Source organism: Arthrobacter crystallopoietes (genome assembly GCF_002849715.1).
In the GTDB taxonomy this organism is placed as follows: Bacteria; Actinomycetota; Actinomycetes; order Actinomycetales; family Micrococcaceae; genus Crystallibacter; species Crystallibacter crystallopoietes.
In genome coordinates this window covers 938,036-954,817 of the sequence record NZ_CP018863.1, presented here as the reverse complement: position 1 = coordinate 954,817, position 16,782 = coordinate 938,036, and the positions used below count along the sequence as shown (strand labels likewise).

The 16,782-nt window shown below is 67.5% G+C and carries 13 protein-coding genes; 6 read left to right on the top strand and 7 right to left on the bottom strand.

Going from position 1 to position 16,782, the window contains the following annotated elements:
- Positions 1–20: 20 nt before the first annotated feature.
- The 5 genes from AC20117_RS04570 to AC20117_RS04550 form a co-directional block, all read right to left on the bottom strand.
- On the bottom strand, positions 21–719 hold the full coding sequence (locus AC20117_RS04570) for a FadR/GntR family transcriptional regulator (RefSeq protein WP_074700792.1): 699 nt from the start codon (positions 717–719) through the stop codon (positions 21–23).
- Between the two features lie 77 nt (positions 720–796).
- A complete protein-coding gene (locus tag AC20117_RS04565; RefSeq protein ID WP_074700793.1) occupies positions 797–1,870 on the bottom strand; it encodes a zinc-dependent alcohol dehydrogenase in 1,074 nt (357 codons plus the stop codon).
- Positions 1,871–1,972: 102 nt separating this feature from the next.
- The gene (locus AC20117_RS04560) at positions 1,973–2,611 is read right to left on the bottom strand and encodes an HD domain-containing protein (protein ID WP_074700794.1); all 639 of its coding nucleotides are present in this window, start codon (positions 2,609–2,611) and stop codon (positions 1,973–1,975) included.
- A gap of 125 nt (positions 2,612–2,736) precedes the next feature.
- Positions 2,737–3,717, bottom strand: coding sequence for a GlxA family transcriptional regulator (locus tag AC20117_RS04555; RefSeq protein WP_074700795.1), 981 nt, complete (start codon positions 3,715–3,717; stop codon positions 2,737–2,739).
- A gap of 89 nt (positions 3,718–3,806) precedes the next feature.
- Positions 3,807–3,995 (bottom strand): PLD nuclease N-terminal domain-containing protein, encoded by a 189-nt coding sequence (locus AC20117_RS04550; RefSeq protein WP_074700796.1) that lies wholly within the window; start codon positions 3,993–3,995, stop codon positions 3,807–3,809.
- A 511-nt stretch (positions 3,996–4,506) separates the two neighbouring features.
- On the opposite strand from AC20117_RS04550, the gene AC20117_RS04545 reads away from it, so the two are divergent.
- The 5 genes from AC20117_RS04545 to AC20117_RS04525 all read left to right on the top strand — a co-directional run bounded on the left by AC20117_RS04545 (position 4,507) and on the right by AC20117_RS04525 (position 14,162).
- Entirely contained in the window at positions 4,507–6,561 is a 2,055-nt protein-coding gene (locus tag AC20117_RS04545) for an Hsp70 family protein (protein ID WP_074700797.1), read from the top strand.
- 4 nt (positions 6,562–6,565) lie between these two features.
- The gene (locus tag AC20117_RS04540) at positions 6,566–9,172 is read left to right on the top strand and encodes a helix-turn-helix transcriptional regulator (RefSeq protein WP_236777442.1); all 2,607 of its coding nucleotides are present in this window, start codon (positions 6,566–6,568) and stop codon (positions 9,170–9,172) included.
- A gap of 153 nt (positions 9,173–9,325) precedes the next feature.
- On the top strand, positions 9,326–10,594 hold the full coding sequence (locus AC20117_RS04535) for an IniB N-terminal domain-containing protein (RefSeq protein WP_074700800.1): 1,269 nt from the start codon (positions 9,326–9,328) through the stop codon (positions 10,592–10,594).
- A gap of 104 nt (positions 10,595–10,698) precedes the next feature.
- Positions 10,699–12,534, top strand: coding sequence for a dynamin family protein (locus AC20117_RS04530; RefSeq protein WP_074700801.1), 1,836 nt, complete (start codon positions 10,699–10,701; stop codon positions 12,532–12,534).
- A gap of 77 nt (positions 12,535–12,611) precedes the next feature.
- Positions 12,612–14,162 carry a dynamin family protein gene (locus AC20117_RS04525; RefSeq protein WP_236777540.1) on the top strand — a complete coding sequence of 517 codons (1,551 nt, stop codon included), beginning with the start codon at positions 12,612–12,614 and terminating at the stop codon, positions 14,160–14,162.
- Here AC20117_RS04525 and AC20117_RS04520 read toward each other — a convergent pair.
- Complete coding sequence (locus AC20117_RS04520; protein WP_101632538.1) at positions 14,070–14,705, bottom strand: hypothetical protein; 636 nt, start codon at positions 14,703–14,705, stop codon at positions 14,070–14,072. The two genes, AC20117_RS04525 and AC20117_RS04520, sit on opposite strands and share 93 nt — an antisense overlap.
- A gap of 151 nt (positions 14,706–14,856) precedes the next feature.
- On the opposite strand from AC20117_RS04520, the gene AC20117_RS04515 reads away from it, so the two are divergent.
- Positions 14,857–16,134 carry a glycerophosphodiester phosphodiesterase family protein gene (locus tag AC20117_RS04515; RefSeq protein WP_074700804.1) on the top strand — a complete coding sequence of 426 codons (1,278 nt, stop codon included), beginning with the start codon at positions 14,857–14,859 and terminating at the stop codon, positions 16,132–16,134.
- Between the two features lie 127 nt (positions 16,135–16,261).
- Here the strand turns inward: AC20117_RS04515 and AC20117_RS04510 are convergent, their stop codons facing one another.
- Positions 16,262–16,738 (bottom strand): heavy metal-responsive transcriptional regulator, encoded by a 477-nt coding sequence (locus AC20117_RS04510; protein ID WP_074700805.1) that lies wholly within the window; start codon positions 16,736–16,738, stop codon positions 16,262–16,264.
- Between the last annotated feature and the right edge of the window lie 44 nt (positions 16,739–16,782).

The following is a 16,782-nucleotide window of genomic DNA, read 5'->3' as shown; positions in this document are numbered from 1 at the left end:
GCGGAAACCGCCTGGGTGAATCAGTTGGCGTTCAGCAGGCGGTCCAGTGCCACGCCCACCGCGGCCAGATGCTCGCGCATGGCGGCGCTGGCTTCCTCGGCGGAACCGGCTTCGATGGCGTCGACGATGCGGCGGTGCTCCACATCGGATTTCTGCTGGCGGCCGGCCACCATGTTCAGTGTCTCGGACTGGTGGGCGAGCGCGTCGCGGATGTCCGCCACCACCGATTCGAACACGCGGTTGCCGCTGGCGCGGGCGATGGCTGAATGGAAGCTGGCGTCGAGGCTGACCCAGGCTTCCGGATCGTCCTCGGTGCACATCGCCTGGACAACGTCCCGCAGGAATGCGAGTTCCTCGTCGCTGCGGCGTTCGGCGGCCAGCCCTGCGGCCGGGACTTCAATGTGCGGGCGGGCCTCGGTCAGTTCCCGGGCGGAGTACTGGCCGAGGGTGAGGTCCGAGGCCACGCGGTCCGAGATCACGAAGGTGCCCTTGCCGGTCCGCGTCACTGTCAGGCCCAGGGATGCGCAGGACCGCAGCGCCTCGCGGATCACGGAGCGGCTGACGGCGTACTGCTGAGCCAGCGCGGCCTCGGAACTGAGTTTGGTGCCGACCGGGAGCTTGCCCTCTTCGATGGCGGCGCGGAGGGATCGCAGTACGGCCTCGGCGGCACCGACGCGGACAATGGGCTGTCCTGCTGTCCAGCTGTCTGACAGGTTCACGCAGAGAAATATGTCACGGGTCACACCGCTGTGTCAATTTTGGCCGCCGGACACCGGTGTGACCAGGCAGTCTGGCGTTAGCCGTTCAGCCGGAGCACGGCTTTGACCAGCGGGCGGCCGTGATCGGCAGGCGCTCCTTCTGCCGTCAGGCGCAGCGCCTCCACGGCCTGCCCCATAGGGTAAACGGTGATCAGGCGTTCGCCGAGGTCCGGCATGGTTGACAGGAACGCCAGCGCGTCATCGTAGTCCGAGCGGGTAGAGGCGTAGCTGGTCAGGACGGTGAGCTCCTTGCCAACCAGCGTGTTCACCGTCTGCCGGGCACCCGTGGCGTACATGGCCACGAGCACAAGTCTGCCGCCCGGCCGCAGCACCTCCACGGCGGCAGCCAACTGCTTGCCCGAACCGGATGCTTCGATCCAGACATCAACGCTCTCCGGCTCGGGCTCGGTGGTGCTTTCCAGCCCGAGGCTCGCGGCGAGTTCCTGGCGTTGCTGATGGTGGGGGCCGGGACGTCCCACCATCACAACGTCGGCGCCCAGGCTCCGGGCAATCAGGGCAGCGAGCAGCCCGACCGCCCGGGTAGTCGAAACCGCCACACGGTCGCCGGGACGGATCTGTCCCACCGTGGCGGCGGCACGCCAGGCGACGGACGTCGGCTCGGCGAGCACCGCCGTCGTATCGGGTAGACCGTCCGGCACCGCCAGCAGGTTCTGCCACGGAACCAGGGCGGTCCGCGCTGCCGTTCCATCACGGTTGAGCCCCAGGATACTGGGCCGCGCGCACTGCTGCGGCCGGTCGGCCAGGCATTCTTCGCAGTCGCCGCAGCTGACCATGGATACCGGAACAACGCGGGTCCCCGGGGCCGGCCATTCCGGTACTAGCAGGCCGACGGCAGATACCACCCCCACGGCTTCGTGCCCGAGCACCGTGCCGGAACGGACCCAGTCAAAGGCCGGATCGGCATGGTAGACAACGACGTCGGCGCCGGAGAGGCCGCACAGCGTCACCTTGAGTTCCACCTCGTCCGGCCGCGGAGCGCGGGGCCGGTGCGGGACGAGCCCAACGCCGCCCGGTTCAAGGCTGACCCGGACGAGGGCGAGGCCGCGGGACGTGGGGCCGGGGAGGCCTGCGGCAGCTGGTGACGATGCCATGGCGCGCTCCTCCCTGATTGGTGGCCCTCCATCTTCTCGTCCGATCCTAGTGCCGGCGGGTGGCCGCTGGCACTAAGGCGGATCGGAACGGGAAGGCGAAGCCTATTCCGGCCAGGCGGAGTTCTGGATGATCTCCACGAAGTCCGTGCGGCGGAAACCGGGGCTGAAGTGCTCGAGCACATCGGCGTTGACGTTGCCGAAGGTGGTCTCCGGGCGATGCTTGTTGCCCTCCGTGAAGGCGGCCAGGATCTGCCGCTTGAAGTCCGGCCGCGGGTGGGCGGCGGTGACGGCGTCGATATCGGACCGCTCAAGGTCCCGGTAGCCGATGCCCAGCACATCGGTCTCCACGCCGGCGGTCACCAGTGCGATTTCAGGGTCCATGAATTCGGGCACGCCCGGGGTGGTGTGGAGTGCGACGGCGGTCCACACCCTGGTCGCGTCAGCCTCCGAACGTCCGTGGTCCAGCAGGAATGTCTTGGCGACGTTGGCGCCGTCGACCTCGAAGCGCAGCTTGTCCGTGCCGTACTTATCAGTCAGGCCCAGGTCGTGGAAGAGGGCGCCCACGTAGAGCAGCTCGTGGTCGACGTCGAGGCCCATGCGCCGGCCTTGAAGCGCGCCGAAGAGGAACACCCGCCGGGAGTGGTCGAACAGCAAGTCGTTGGTGGTGCCGCGGACCAGTTCCGTTGCGTTCCGGACGAGTTCGGTGTCCGGAACCGTAATGCCGGCAATGACTTCCGCCATGAATGTCTCCTTATGTACTGGGGCACGGGGATGTGCCCACTTTCCATACTGTCCGGCAGGACGGGGGACCGGCCCCGTCGCAAAGGACGACATTCCCTCGGATTCGGTCATGGCGCCCGTGGCGTTCAGCCGGTTTTCGCCGTCGACCGGAAACGCTGCTGGTATTTCGACGGCGGCACGCCGATCCGCGCGATGAAGGTCCGCCGCAGCGCTTCGGAATTGCCGAATCCGGAGCGTTCGGCCGCTTCCGTGACACTGTAGCCCGCGTCCAGCAGGGCCTTGGCGGTATCGAAGCGGATGAGTTCCACGTACTTCGAGGGAGTGGTCTGCAGGTCCTCGCGGAAGAGCCGGGTCAGATGCCGCACGCTCAGGTTGGCGTTGCGGGCAAGCACTGGGACAGAGTGCTCCGCCGTTGGATCAGCTTGGACGGCGTCAAGCACCCGGCGCAGCGGTGAGGACTTGGGCGGTTCGCCCTGCAACGGGGCGGAAAACTGCGACTGGCCGCCCGAACGCTGCATGTACACCACCAGCGAGCGGGCTACCGCTCTGGCCAGATCCGGGCCGTGGTCGTCTTCGATCAGCGCAAGTGCGAGGTCGATTCCCGCGGTGACACCGGCCGAAGTGTGGATTCCACCGTCACTGACAAAAATGGCGTCAGGCTCCACCTGCGTCGCCGGGTAGCGCAGGGCCAATTCCTGGGTATGTTTCCAGTGTGTTGTGGCGCGGCGGCCGTCAAGCAGCCCCGCCGCGGCCAGAACGAAGGCACCCGTGCAAATGGAAGACATGCGCACAGTGTTGTTGGCCAAATGCCCGGCGGCAGCGACCAACCCGGCAGGCACCTGCTTCACGGGCAGGGCGTCACCGCCGGCCACCAGCACCGTGTGGAAATTCGCTGCGTCGGCCGCCGCGGCATTAACCGAAACCCGCATGCCCACCGAAGAGACGACGTCGTTCCCATCGGGCGACAGGAGGACAAGTTCGTAGGAGGCGCCGAGCAGATTCGCCTCGGCGAAGGCCTCCGCCGGGCCGGCGACGTCGAGCAGCTTTACGCCGTCGAAAACCAGGATTCCCACCCGCACAGACGTGCTGCGGCGTGCGGTTGCCATGGACGCCTCGATTCCGGTCAGCCCCTATAGCCCGGTTGTCGGGCTGCCTTCGGTTATTCCATCACGAATGGGTGTCTCCTCGCTGGTTCTTACTTGTTGCGATGCGCCGCGAGCCAGAGGGAAGCGCCAAGCACCGGGACGAGGAGGACCACACAGGCCCAGGCTGTTTTGGCGCCGGTCGGGAAGTCGCTGCGGAGCACGCTGACCAGCGCGCCGACGGTGAGGCAGAGGGCAAACGGGCCGGCACACAGAAGCCACATCAGCTGGTCAAACTCCAACCCGCATCTCCCCCGTTCCTACCGTCTGTGAAGGGGGTGCAGGTCCGGTCCGGCGCCGGTTGACCGCGATTTTTCCAACCCCCGTTTGCGAGTCTAGGTTCCAGCACGATGGGCGGCATCAGTCCGAAGGATGAGATCGAAAACCCGCGCGTCAGCCCCAGGGATTGCACCCTGCGAGACTTTTAGGTCTACCTAATCCATTAACCATGGACACGGGGATTTTCCGGCAGGGTTACGGGGTCTGAACCCCTTGCTATTCCCGCAGAGGGGCTCCTAATCTGAAGGAGTTGGGGTCAAGCAGAGACTACGAGCGGGCCGGCTGGGAACCGGCGCGATCATCATCGCAAGCACTTTTGAGGTCACCGCAGCGGAGGTAATGAGGTCCGCTGACATGCCGCATCCATGGCATGGATTTCTGCCTGGCTTATTGGGGAGCATCGCACTGCTCTGACTGAAGGCCCATTCACGGGTTGGGACGATCGACGTCGATCGCGCATTGCTGGGGGAGTCCATGAGCTTTGTACTTGGCATTGATATTGGCACGAGCTTTTCCGCCGCGGCGGTCGCGCGCCTGGACGGTGCAGGGCAGCCGCCACCGCAGATCCTGAACCTGGGCGTACGCGGCGGCTCGGTGCCATCGGTGATTTTCCTGGGCGAGGACGGCCAGGTCCTGGTAGGCGAGGCAGCCGAACGCCGCGGAACAACCCATCCGGACCGGTTAGTACGTGAATTCAAGCGGCGTGTGGGTGACGCCGTCCCCATCGTCGTCGGCGACCTGTCTGTTGCGCCCGAGGATATTGTCGCCACCATGGCACGTTGGGTTGTCGACCGCGCCCAGGAACGCGAGGGGGAACCGCCTGCCGCCATCGCTATTGCGCATCCGGCCAGCTGGGGCGGCTATAAAACGGACCTGATCCGGCAAGCCCTGGCAGGTGTGGGACTCGCCGAGGTCACGCTGGTCAGCGAACCGGAGGCTGCTGCGGTCCACTATGCCTCGCAGGAACGGGTCGATGAAGGCAGCACCGTCGCGGTCTACGATCTCGGCGGCGGAACCTTCGACGCGGCCGTCCTGCAGAAGACCAGTGCGGACACGTTCCGCACGCTGGGGCGTCCTGAGGGCATCGAGCGCCTCGGCGGCGCCGATTTCGACGACGCTGTCTTCCGCCATGTTGCTTCCTGCGCGGCAGACGCGCTGGCCGGCCTCGATACCACCGATCCCGGGGTACTGATGGCGCTCGCGCGGCTCCGCCGGGAATGCACGGAGGCGAAGGAAGCCCTTTCCACGGATTCCGAGGCCTCCATCCCGGTACTTCTGCCGGGCGGCCAAAACCAGATTCGTTTGGTGCGCTCGGAGTTCGAAGCGATGATCGACGACGGCGTGCAAACGACCATGGCGGCGCTGAAGCGTGCGATGCAGGCGGCCGGCACCGAGGCCGAAGACCTGAGCGCCATCCTCCTGATCGGCGGTTCTTCGCGCATCCCGCTCGTGGCGCAGTTGCTCTCGGCGGAGTTCAACCGGCCGATCGCTATCGACGCCGATCCCAAGGCTTCCATCTCGCTGGGCGCAGCGTTCTCGGCCGCGGCCATGCTGGCTCCGGCGGCGGCCGGAGCGGGGACTGCTCCGGACAGTCCGGCCGCGCCCGAGGAGCCAGCCGCCCAAGGCCACGGCCACGGTTTCGGAACTGACACGGGGACGGCCGCGCCAGTGGCTTCCGGTAAACCGGCACACCCGCGGACCGGCGCCCGGATGACGGCGGTCGCGGCAACCGTCGCCACGCTCACCATCCTGACGGCCACAGCGGCCCAGAGTCCGGCGGAAATGAGTTCGTTGGCGGCCGGGGCAGCGGGGGCGCAGGCTCCGGACGAGCAAGGCGAAGCGGGGACGGCTCCGCTGCCCGATGGCGCTGGGCCACAGGGATCAGGTGCGGGGGGACCGGCAGGACTGCCGGTCTTGGACGGCAGCGGCGGGGCTCCGATCACTGATAACTGGCAGGCGGTGGATCCCGACGCCGATCCCATCGCAGGGACGGCGCCCGCGGACGGGACCTCGGCAGCAGTAAATAACGACGGCGGGGCCACACCGCGGAAGGGCTCCACGTCAGGCACAAACGCACCCAGCCCGGACTCGTCGTCGAGCACACCGAAGCCGACGGCAAAGGGAACGGGTCCATCAGCCCCCGGACCAGCCGCCGAACCGAGCAAGGCCGCACAAGACCCGACCTCCCCGGCGCCGCAGCCGAAGCCGCCGGCAACCGGTCCCGCGCCCACGACGCCGGCCCAACCCCCGGCCACGCAGCCGCCGACCACAGCCGAGCCGCCCGTGGCACCTGCTCCTGACGTCCCGCAGACCCCGGTGCCCGTGCAGCCAGTCCCCGAGCCACCCGCCCCGGAGCAGACGGCTCCCGCACCTGACCCGCCCGCCCCCGCTCCTCCTGAACCCGCTCCTCCTGAACCCGCACCGCCGGCGCCCACCGCGACCGAACCAGCAGCTGACCCGGCACCGCCCGTGCCCGCACCGGAAGCACCCTCGACTGCACCTGCACCTGCACCTGCGCCGGAGGGGTGACGTCGTGGAGACAAGTCTTGCGGGCATCGGATCGCGCCCGCTTCGCCCTACTGTTGCTGCCTCTTTCCTGGCCGAGGTAGCGGCCGCCCCGGAAACGCGGTTGCTGGCCGGTATCGTTGGTGCCGGCGGAACCGGGAAGACCGTCCTGCTGGACGACCTTGAGGCACAGTACCGCGCCATGGGCCTCCATGTTCTGCGCAATTGCGTGGACCTCAGTCCTACTGAACTCGATCTCTGCACGGTCAACACCCGCGGTGCTGTACTGGTCGATGATGCCCATGAGTTCAGCGATTCCGCCTTGGCCCAGCTTGGTTCGCTGATCGAGGAGCGGGATGTGAACCTGATGGTGGCGTACCGGCCCTGGCCGCAGCCGGCCGCCTTGCGGCGTCTGTCCGCCACCTTGGAACAGCATCACGCACCGGTGATCCTCGGTCCGCTGTCCAACGAGGAAATCCGGGCGCGGGCTGCGGAAGTACTGGAGACTGCCCCCACGACGTCGCTCGTGGACCAGCTCGCGGAGACTACCGCCGGCATGCCCTGGCTGGTGTACCTGGTTATGGAAGCTATCGGCCAGGGCGACAGCAACGTCTTGTCCGAGCCGCACCAGTCACGCACTTTGATGGACCAGTTGCGCCATGAACTCGACAAGATCGACGGCGGCCTGACCGACCTGCTGCTAGCCCTCAGCGTCGGTTTCGACCTCGCCGGGCAAATTCCGCCGGCCCTGGACCGGGCCGGGGAAAGCCTCGATCACCTTGTCGCCAGGGCGCGGGCCGCGGGTTTGCTGCGCGCCGACGGAAAGCTGGTCCCACTGGTGCGCCAGGCCGTGCTGGCTGCGACGCCGCCGTACCGTGTCCACGAAGCGCAGCGGGCTCTGGTGGATACCATCACCGCGGAGGGACGTCCACTCGGCGAGGTCGCCCGCGGACTGGCGCGCAGCGGATTGAGGGACCCGCGGATCGCCCGAGCCTTGGAGGACGAGGGCGATAATGTGCTGGCCGAGCAGCCCGCGCTCGCCGCTGCCCTCTATGACGAAGCGGGAGCCGCCGGCTCCGACGAACTTGCCACCGCGGCCCGCCGGGCCCAGGCCGCCTCAGCCATCGGCGACCTTGACGGCGCCGGCAGGATTCTGGACAACCTGCTCTCAAGCCAAGACGCACCCGACCTCGTCCGCGGGGTGGACGTAGCCGCCGCCATCTGGGCACAGCGGGGCATGCTGGCACGCAGCGCGGAAGTCTACCGGTGGTTGGGAGCGGACCAGGCCGGCCCATCGGCTGCGCTCGCCGTCGTCGCAATGATCGGCACCGGCGACCGCGGAGGCGCCGAAACCATGCTCAAGTCGCGCGGACCGAGCCGTTCGCCCACGCTCGCCGCTGTCGCCGTCGGACTCATGGGGGAGGGGATCAGCGCGTCCATTGCGGCGCAGCCGGACCGCGCCCTGCCCGCGCTGATCCGGGCTTCGGACATGATGACGGCGTCCGCCAGCAGCATTCCGCTCCCGGAAGTCCCGGCGGCGCTGGCTGCGCTGGTAGCCCTGCACAGCGGCGAACCGGCCGTGGCCGACTCCGTGCTGGACGATGCCCTGGCCGGGCAGCAGGCCGGCCCGGCGGCGCGTCCCAGGCTGTTGCTGCTGCGCGGTTGGACGGCCATGCAGCTGGACAGCCCGGACCGGGCCCGTGCGGCCATCATCGAGGCCGCCGCGTGCGAGGGCGGACTCGCACCCCGTGACGAACTGCTGTTCGACGCGCTGGAAGTAGGCCTGGCCCGCCGGACCGATGACACCGCTGCCCTGGTCCACGCCTGGCAGCGCGCCCGCGAGCGCATCCTGCATGTCTCGGTAGATCTTTACAGCCTGCTGCCGTTCGGCGAACTGGCCGTCGCGGCCGCGCGGCTGCGTGATTCGACCCGGCTGGAGCCGCAGCTCGCCGAGGCCTGGGCGTTGCTGGAGCGTCTCGGCGATCCTCCGCTGTGGTCGATTCCGCTGCGCTGGCATGCTGTCCAGGCCGCCATCCTGGCGGAGCGGCCATCGGACCTTGCGCCCCATGCTTCGGCGCTGGTCCATGCCTCCGGAAATAACCATCTGGCCTCCGTGCTGGCGGCCGCCGGGCGGTCCTGGGTAGCGGTCCTCTCCGGCCATATCGACGTCGACGCGGTCGAAGCGGCGGCACGCGGGCTGGCCGCGGTCGGACTGACCTGGGACGGCTCCCGGCTGGCCGGCCACGCCGCCCCGCGCGCCGACGAGCGCAGGGACATGGCCAGGCTGCTCGCCTGCGCCCGGGACCTTCACCCCGGATCCGTGGTCTCGGTCAGCGCGGAAACCGAGCTCGTGCCAACGTTGCCGGCGGTCCGGCCGGCAGTCCGGCCTTCGGCAGGGCAGCCGGCCGGTGCCGCCTCGGAGGGGGCGGTCCTGAGTGCCCGCGAGCGCGAAGTGGCCCGGCTGGTGCTGGAAGGCAAGACGTACCGGGAAATCGGCGCCGCAATCTTCATTTCGCCCCGTACCGCCGAACACCACATCGCCAGGATCCGCCGCAGGTTAGGCGCCGCTACACGTTCGGAGCTACTGGCGCAGCTGCGCCTGCTCCTCGGCGAGGAACCATCCGGTCTTCCCTAACGCTGGGGGACGTCCAACCCCCTATAGGGGGTAGCCGCACAGGGGGAGATAACCCCGATGCCGGCCCCGCCACCCCGGACCTACGTTTGAAGCAAGCCAGGCAGCCAGCTCGGCGGATCCAAGTTCACACACCTTTGAGATTGAGGGAATACCATGCCTACTCTTGCGAACACCCTTCTTGAATTCATCATGAACCTGCTCCGGGACCCCGATGCGGCCCACGCCTTCCGCGAGGATCCCGAGCGGGAACTGGAGCACGCCGGCCTCAGCGACGTCTGCTCGGACGACGTCGACGCCGTCATGCCGGTAGTCCTGGACTTTGCCCCGGTTGGCGTCGGTGCCTCCTTCGACCGCGAGTACAACACGGGGGATAACTCCTCGCGGATCGACCACAACAATCCGGACAGCGACGGGGGTAATAACAACGACGGCGGCGGGGGCGGCGGCCGCGACTGGGACAACGACAACGACAACGGCCACCATCGTCCGGACCGGGATAACGACGACGACGGCGGTCATCGCCGGAACGACGATGACGACCACGGCCACGCAGTCCAACAGCTGACCCACATCGTCAACGAGTATTCCTACACCTCCACGGTGGACGACAGGGATACCATCAACGACCAGTCGGTGAACCAAAACATCTGGGCCGATGGTGACGTCAGCCAGATCTTCGACAACGACGCAGTCATCGCCTCCGGTGACGACTCGGTGGCTGCCGGCAAAGACGCGAACGTGGCCAACGGTGATGATTCGATCGCTGCCGACGGCGATGTTGAGCAGGACAACTCCGAGGACAACTCCACCAATGTCGATGTCGAGGCCGACGGCGACGTCGACGTCGAAGTCGGCAGCGAGGACACCACCATCATCGGCTCGTTCAACGAGGACAACGACGGTGTCGACGGGGACGAGAACGAAATCGGCAACGAGGACAACGACGGCATCGACGGCAACTTCAACACCGTCGACGTCGAGGAAACCACGAACGAGGACTCGTTCAACGACAACTCGGAGGACAACTCCGTCGATGTGGACCTGGACAATTCGCTGAACGATAACTCCGAAGATAACTCGCTGGAGGATGTCGGCAACTCCGAGGTCGACGTCGAACTGGAGGACTCGTTCAACGACAACTCGGACAACTCAACAAACATCGACGCCGAACTGGAGAACATCGGCAACACGGACAACTCCACCAACGTCGAGGACTCCTTCACCGCGGACGACTCCTTCAACACGGACGAGTCGACCAACCTGGAGGTGGAGGATTCCTTCACCAACGACGAATCCGTCAACACCGAGATCGGCGACGTCGAGGCCGAGTTCACGTCGATCGATGAATCGGTCATCGTCGCAGACAACGAGTTTGACCTTGAAGTAGAGGAGAACACCGACAACAGCGTCAACGTCGAGTGATCGTGGGGGTCAGCCGATAGTCTCGCACCGGCCCGGCAGGAGGAATCCCATCCTGCCGGGCAACGGCGCGGTTTAAGCAGTAGCGAATTCGAAGGAGGGCAACTGTGGTTGAGCTCGTGAAGCTGGTTGACTATGGCATCGAGCTGGTCGGCACCGGGGAGCGGCGGGACCTGCGGCGCCGGCTGGAACAGACCCGCCGCAGGCTGCTGGATCCCAGCATCCGGGTGATCGTGGTCGGTGAATTCAAGCAGGGCAAGAGCCAGTTGATCAACGCCCTGGTCAACGCACCGGTCTGCCCGGTCGACGACGATGTTGCCACCTCCGTTCCTACAGTGGTGCGCCATGGAGATCCGCCGTCCGCCGTCGTCGTTGTTCCCAAGGGCGAGACCGGCTACGCCGACGGTGACAGGGAACCTGAGCTGGAGCGCCGCCCGGTCAAACTGGAGGAGCTGGCCGCCCACGTTTCCGAGAGCGGCAATCCCGGAAACCGCAACCGGCTGGCCGCGGCCGAGGTGTACCTGCCGCGCAAGGTTCTCGCCGGAGGGCTGTCGCTGGTGGATTCGCCCGGCGTGGGCGGTCTGGACTCGGCGCACTCGCTGACCACGCTCACCGCGCTGCCCACCGCGGACGCGATGCTGCTGGTCTCGGACGCCTCGCAGGAGTACACCGAGCCGGAGATCCGCTTCCTGCGGCAGGCGATGCGGATCTGCCCCAACGTGGCCTGCGTGCTGTCCAAGACGGACCTGTATCCGCAGTGGCGGCAGGTGGCGGAGCTGGACCGACGCCACCTGGACCGGGTGGGCTCCGGCATCCCGCTGTTCCCCGTCTCGTCCGACTTGCGCCTGCATGCCGCGCGGCTGCGCGACGACGAGCTCAACGCGGAGTCCGGTTTTCCCGAACTGGTCACCTACCTGCGCAAGGAGATCCTCGGCCAGGCCGAACGGCTCCAGCGGCATTCGGTGGCCCGCGACCTGCTCTCCACCACCGAGCACCTGGGGCTGTCGCTGCAGTCCGAGCTCAGCGCGCTGGAAGACCCCGAAAGCACGCCACAGATGATCGCGGAACTGGAGACTGCAAAAGAACGCGCGGACGAACAACGACGGCGGTCGGCGCGTTGGCAAATTACGCTCGGCGATGGCGTCAGCGACCTTATTGCGGACATGGAGCATGACCTGCGCGACCGCCTGCGCATCATCCAGCGCGACGCCGAGGAGGCCATCGACGCGGGGGATCCGGGGCCGATTTGGGCCCAGTTCGCCGAGTGGCTCGAGCAGCGTGTTGCTTCGGCCGTGTCTGACACCTTTGTCTGGGCGGACGAGCGCGCACAGTGGCTCTCCGCGCAGGTCGCCGAACATTTCGCGCGGGACGAAGTGCCGCTGCCGGTGCTCCGGGTGGACGATACCGGCGGTGTGCTGGACCCGGTGGAGCAGGTGCCCGTGCTGGATCCGGGGCATATCGGGCCGCTGCAGAAGGTCCTGATCGGTATGCGCGGCTCCTACGGCGGCGTGCTCATGTTCGGCCTGCTGACCGGAATCGTCGGCATGGCCCTGATCAACCCGTTGTCGGTTGGGGCGGGCCTTCTGCTCGGCGGCAAGGCCTACCGGGAGGACAAGGAAGCCAGGCTCAAGCGGCGCCAGACGGAGGCCAAGGCACTGGTCCGCCGCCAACTGGACGACGTCGTCTTCCAAGTGGGCAAGCAGCTCAAGGACCGGCTCCGTCTGGTGCAGCGCGCCACGCGGGACCACTTCACCGAAATCGCCGAAGAGCACCACCGCTCGCTGGCGGATTCGGTGCTTGCGGCCCAGAAGGCAGCTTCCACGTTTACGTTGGAACGCGAAGATCGTATCCGGCAGATCAAGGCCGAGCTCAAGCGCGTCAACGCGCTGCGCAAACATGTCCAGCAGCTGGACGGCAAACCTGCCCTGGCAGGCACAGTGTGAACGGCGCCGGGGCGGACGGCGCGGGCCCGGACCGCGCCGTCACGAACGGCTCCGCCGCCGACGCCGTTCCGGACCTCCTGCGTCAGGCGATCGAGGCTTATGCGGATGATCCGGACGCGCGCGGTGCACTCGAGGGCTATCAGCGGCGGCTTGCCGAACCGCTGCGGGTGGCGCTCGCCGGCATGGTGAAGGCCGGGAAATCCACTCTGCTCAACGCGATCATCGGGGAAGAGATCGCGCCCACCGACACCGCCGAGTGCACCCGGGTGGTGACCTGGTACCGCTACCGGGACACCCCGCGGATCACGTTGTACCCGGTGGCCGGCGTAGCCAGCGCAGCACCTGCACCCGAACCTTGGACGCTGCCGATCAGGAGGGTCGAGGGCAGGCTGGTCTTCGACATGGGCGCCACACGGGCCGAAGAGGTTGAGCGGCTGGTGGTGGACTGGCCGGCCAAGGGCTTGCGGGAGCTGACCCTGATCGACACTCCGGGCATCGCTTCGCTCTCCGGCGACGTCTCCGCCCGGGCCACGAACTTCCTCACGCCCCGGGATGCTCCCTCTGAAGCGGACGCCATCGTCTACCTGATGCGGCACCTGCACGCCGCCGACCTGAAGTTCCTGGAGGCTTTCAAAGACACCGCTGCAGGCCAATCGGGGACGGTCAACGCGCTCGCGGTGCTCTCCCGGGCAGACGAAATCGGCGCCGGACGGATCGACTCGCTGCTTTCGGCGGGCGAGATCGCCGAGCGCTACCGGCGCGACGGCACGCTGCGGTCACTGGCCCTGGGCGTCGTTCCGATCGCCGGCCTGCTGGCCCAAGGTGCGCGCACGCTCCGTCAGGCGGAGTTCACCGCGTTGCTGGAACTGGCCCGGCTGGACCGGTCGGAACGCGAACGCATGCTGCTCTCCGCTGACAGATTTGCCCGTCCCGCCGCAGGATTAAAAGCGGTCCCCGAGTTCCGGGCAGCTCTGTTGGAACGCTTCGGCCTGTTTGGGATCCGGATGTCCACGGCTCTCATCCGGGGTGGTATCAGCGAGCCGACGGCGCTGGCCCACGCGCTCGCGCGCCGCAGCGGACTGGACGACCTGCTGGGTCTGATGTCCGGCCAGTTCCAAGCCCGCGCCGCGCAGCTCAAGGCGCGGACCACCTTGGCGGGGGTGGAGGCCCTTCTCCGCGAGCGGCCCCGGGCCGGAACGGAGCGGGTGGCAGCAATGCTCGAACGGATTCAGGCCGGTGCCCATGAATTCCGCGAGCTGCGGCTGCTGGCTACCGCGCGGACCACGGGCCTCGATCTGCCCAAGGAGCTGGCGGCAGAGGCCGAACGCCTGATCGGCGGCCGGGGGATGTTGCCTGCACTCCGGCTCGCCCTGCCCGAAGACACGCCAGCGGAGGCGCTCCGGGCCGAAGCCCTGGCCTGCCTGCGCCGCTGGCGCACGCTGGCCGAGAACCCGATGACCGACCGAAGCGCCGCGGAAGCCTGCCAGATTGTGGTCCGCAGTTGCGAGGCGATCCTCGCCGGGCTGCCGGACGCCTCAGCCCCGCGGCCTACCGTACGTCTCGTGCTTGGCACGGAACCAGGCGTCGGCGCCGGGCAGCAGGCTGACCAGCAGCGCCGCACTGGCTAGCACCAGCTGTGCCACCAGCATCCAGCGGAGGTACATTTCGCCCTCGCCCGGAGCCACCAAAAATGCGTCCGTCAGGACCGCTGCTCCGCCGTGGATGAGCAGGACCACCAGCTGCACCCACCGGATCCCGCCGCGCCGGCGCATCAGCCCGCGCAGCAGTAGTGCCTCAACCACAATGATGAGTGCCAGGGCGCCCAGGCTGCCCCAATGCACCAGCGCAGCCACCGCATCGACTGTCGCTTCGTCCTGGGCAGGGTCAACCTCGGCCACGATCTCGCGGAGCCGCTCCAGCCGGTGGTCGCGGGACAAGTAGGCAAAGGCGATGGCCACCGCGCCGAGCAGGAAGCTCAACAGCCACAGCGACCTGGCTGCCTTCACCATCCCGGTGGGTGGCAGGGCCTGCCCTATCGGCGGCGGCGTCCGGTCTGACAGCTGCGGTCTGGGCGGCCGTCCCGGCAGCGGCGCGCCAGCTTGGTCCGGAGCGCCGGCGTCCGTCCGGCCGCCGGCAGCGGCAGGATCGTTGGTTCCCCCATGTTGAGCCATGCTCGTAATCTAGTGGCGGCCGCCACACCGCGTCCACCTTTTCCCGACCTTCATTTCGGGTTCACTCCGCGTTGGCATGCCGGATGCAACCACGCGCCAGCATCGACCAAGGGGAGATATCGACCACCAGGATGAAGGAAGTTCAATTCTCATGGCATCACGCATCACCACGCTACTGACCGGGTCAGCCGCGGCCACCGCCGTCGGGCTGTCCCTGCTCGCAGCGCCTGCCGCCGTTGCCCAGCAGGCAGCGCCGCAGCCCGGCGCAGCCAATACCGCCGAGGCAGCCGCGCAGGACAATGCGGCCGGCAGCCAGGCCGAAGCTCCGCTGCTTATCGGGCACCGCGGTGCCGCCGGCACGGCACCGGAGAACACCGTTGCCGCGTTCAAGGACGGCCGGGCCTCCGGTGCGGACTTCTTCGAGATCGACGTGCAGCTCAGCGCCGACGGCGTGCCGTTCCTCTTCCACGACGACACCCCGGCCCGCACCACCAACGTCGAGGGTGTCTTCCCGGACCGCGCCAACGATCCGATCACGTCCTTCACTTGGGCGGAGCTGCAGCAGCTCGACGCCGGTGCCTACTTCGGCGAGGAATTCGCCGGCGAACGCATCCCGCACCTGGACGATGCCGCCAAGGTCGCCACCACCGAGACCGGCGTCTACATCGAGATCAAGTCCCCGAAGAACTCCCCGGGCATCGAGCAGCTGGTCGCCGATGAGCTGCGCACCGATAAGAAGTGGCAGAAACTGGTCGCCGCGGACAAGATCCAGGTGCTCGGCTTCGATGAGGCCTCCAACCGGACCTTCGCCTCCATCGCCCCGGAGATCGAGCTGCAGCAGCTTTCCAGCACCGTTCCCGGTCCGGAAACCCTGGCCCAGTGGGCTGGGTTCGCCGATTCCGTGGGCACCAATTACCGCACGCTGACCGCGCAGAACGTTGCGGATGTGAAGGCCGCCGGCTTGGTCATCGGCGTCTACACCGCTAACTCGCCCGAGGCCGTCCAGCACTCCATCGACCTTGGTGTCGACGCCGTCACGGGCGACTTCCCAATCCAGACCGCCCGCTACCTCGACGGCGGAAAGCCCTTCCCCGCGGCGAACGGCGTCGAAATCGTCGACTCGGTTAACAACCCGGCCGGCAGCGACGTCCAGGCGGAAACCGGGGAGCATGTGCTCCTGCGCAACACCACCGGCCGCAGCATCGATGTCAGCGGCAGCATCATCCGCGACGCGGCGAACAACATCCTTGCGATCGGCGACGGGTACGTCCTGGCCCCGGGCGCCGAACTGCGCGTCTACACCGGCCCCGGCACCAACACCGCGGAGAGTTTCTACAACGATGGCACCGCCTCGGTGCTGAACAACGGCGGCGACTCCGTGGCGCTGTGGACCCCGCAGGGCCAGCTGCAGGACATCTTCGCCAACTGAAGACACTAACTACGTACGACGCCGGCACTTCCGGTGGGAGGGAAATCCCACCTGGAGTGCCGCCGTCGTTGTTCTGGACCGCGTTCAGCAGCAACCGCCGCCGCAGCAGCTTCCGTCGCAGGCAGGGTCATCGCAGCAGGGACACGCCCTCTTGGTGTGCATCAAGGTTCACCTCCTTTATGTTTTTCGTGCCGGGCGGACACCACGTACCGGGGGCCGGATCCGGACAGTCCGTGCCGTGCAATTGGTCGGCCATGGCCTGCAGATCGGAGCGCAACCGGGTGAGGCGGTCCAGCTCCCGGTCCAGCTCGCCGATCCGCCGGCGGAGCAAAGACTCGGCAGGTTCGCACGGGCATCGGCCCGTATCCCGGACGTCCAGCAGATCGGCTATCTCGGCCAACCGGAGGCCCAGCCGCTGGCAACCCTGGATAAAGTGCACGCGGTCCGCGGCGCTGGGCGGATACAACCGGTAGCCCGCGGGGGACCGGTCCGGCGGCGGGAGCAGACCCGCGCGCTCGTAGTAGCGGAGCGCATCCGTGGAGACGCCGACAGCCTTGGCCAACTCGCCAACTTTCAGCGCGTGAGGCGCCTGTAAGCCAGTCATGGCTTCAGCTTAAACCTTGGAGCCCACTCCAAGGTCAACAAAAA

Coding starts and splice junctions, on each gene's coding strand:
- AC20117_RS04555 (WP_074700795.1), bottom strand. CDS start 3,717: ATGGCAACCGCACGCCGCAGCACGTCTGTGCGGGTGGGAATCCTGGTT.
- AC20117_RS04520 (WP_101632538.1), bottom strand. CDS start 14,705: ATGGCTCAACATGGGGGAACCAACGATCCTGCCGCTGCCGGCGGCCGG.
- AC20117_RS04565 (WP_074700793.1), bottom strand. CDS start 1,870: ATGGCATCGTCACCAGCTGCCGCAGGCCTCCCCGGCCCCACGTCCCGC.
- AC20117_RS04560 (WP_074700794.1), bottom strand. CDS start 2,611: ATGGCGGAAGTCATTGCCGGCATTACGGTTCCGGACACCGAACTCGTC.
- AC20117_RS04545 (WP_074700797.1), top strand. CDS start 4,507: ATGAGCTTTGTACTTGGCATTGATATTGGCACGAGCTTTTCCGCCGCG.
- AC20117_RS04535 (WP_074700800.1), top strand. CDS start 9,326: ATGCCTACTCTTGCGAACACCCTTCTTGAATTCATCATGAACCTGCTC.
- AC20117_RS04515 (WP_074700804.1), top strand. CDS start 14,857: ATGGCATCACGCATCACCACGCTACTGACCGGGTCAGCCGCGGCCACC.
- AC20117_RS04510 (WP_074700805.1), bottom strand. CDS start 16,738: ATGACTGGCTTACAGGCGCCTCACGCGCTGAAAGTTGGCGAGTTGGCC.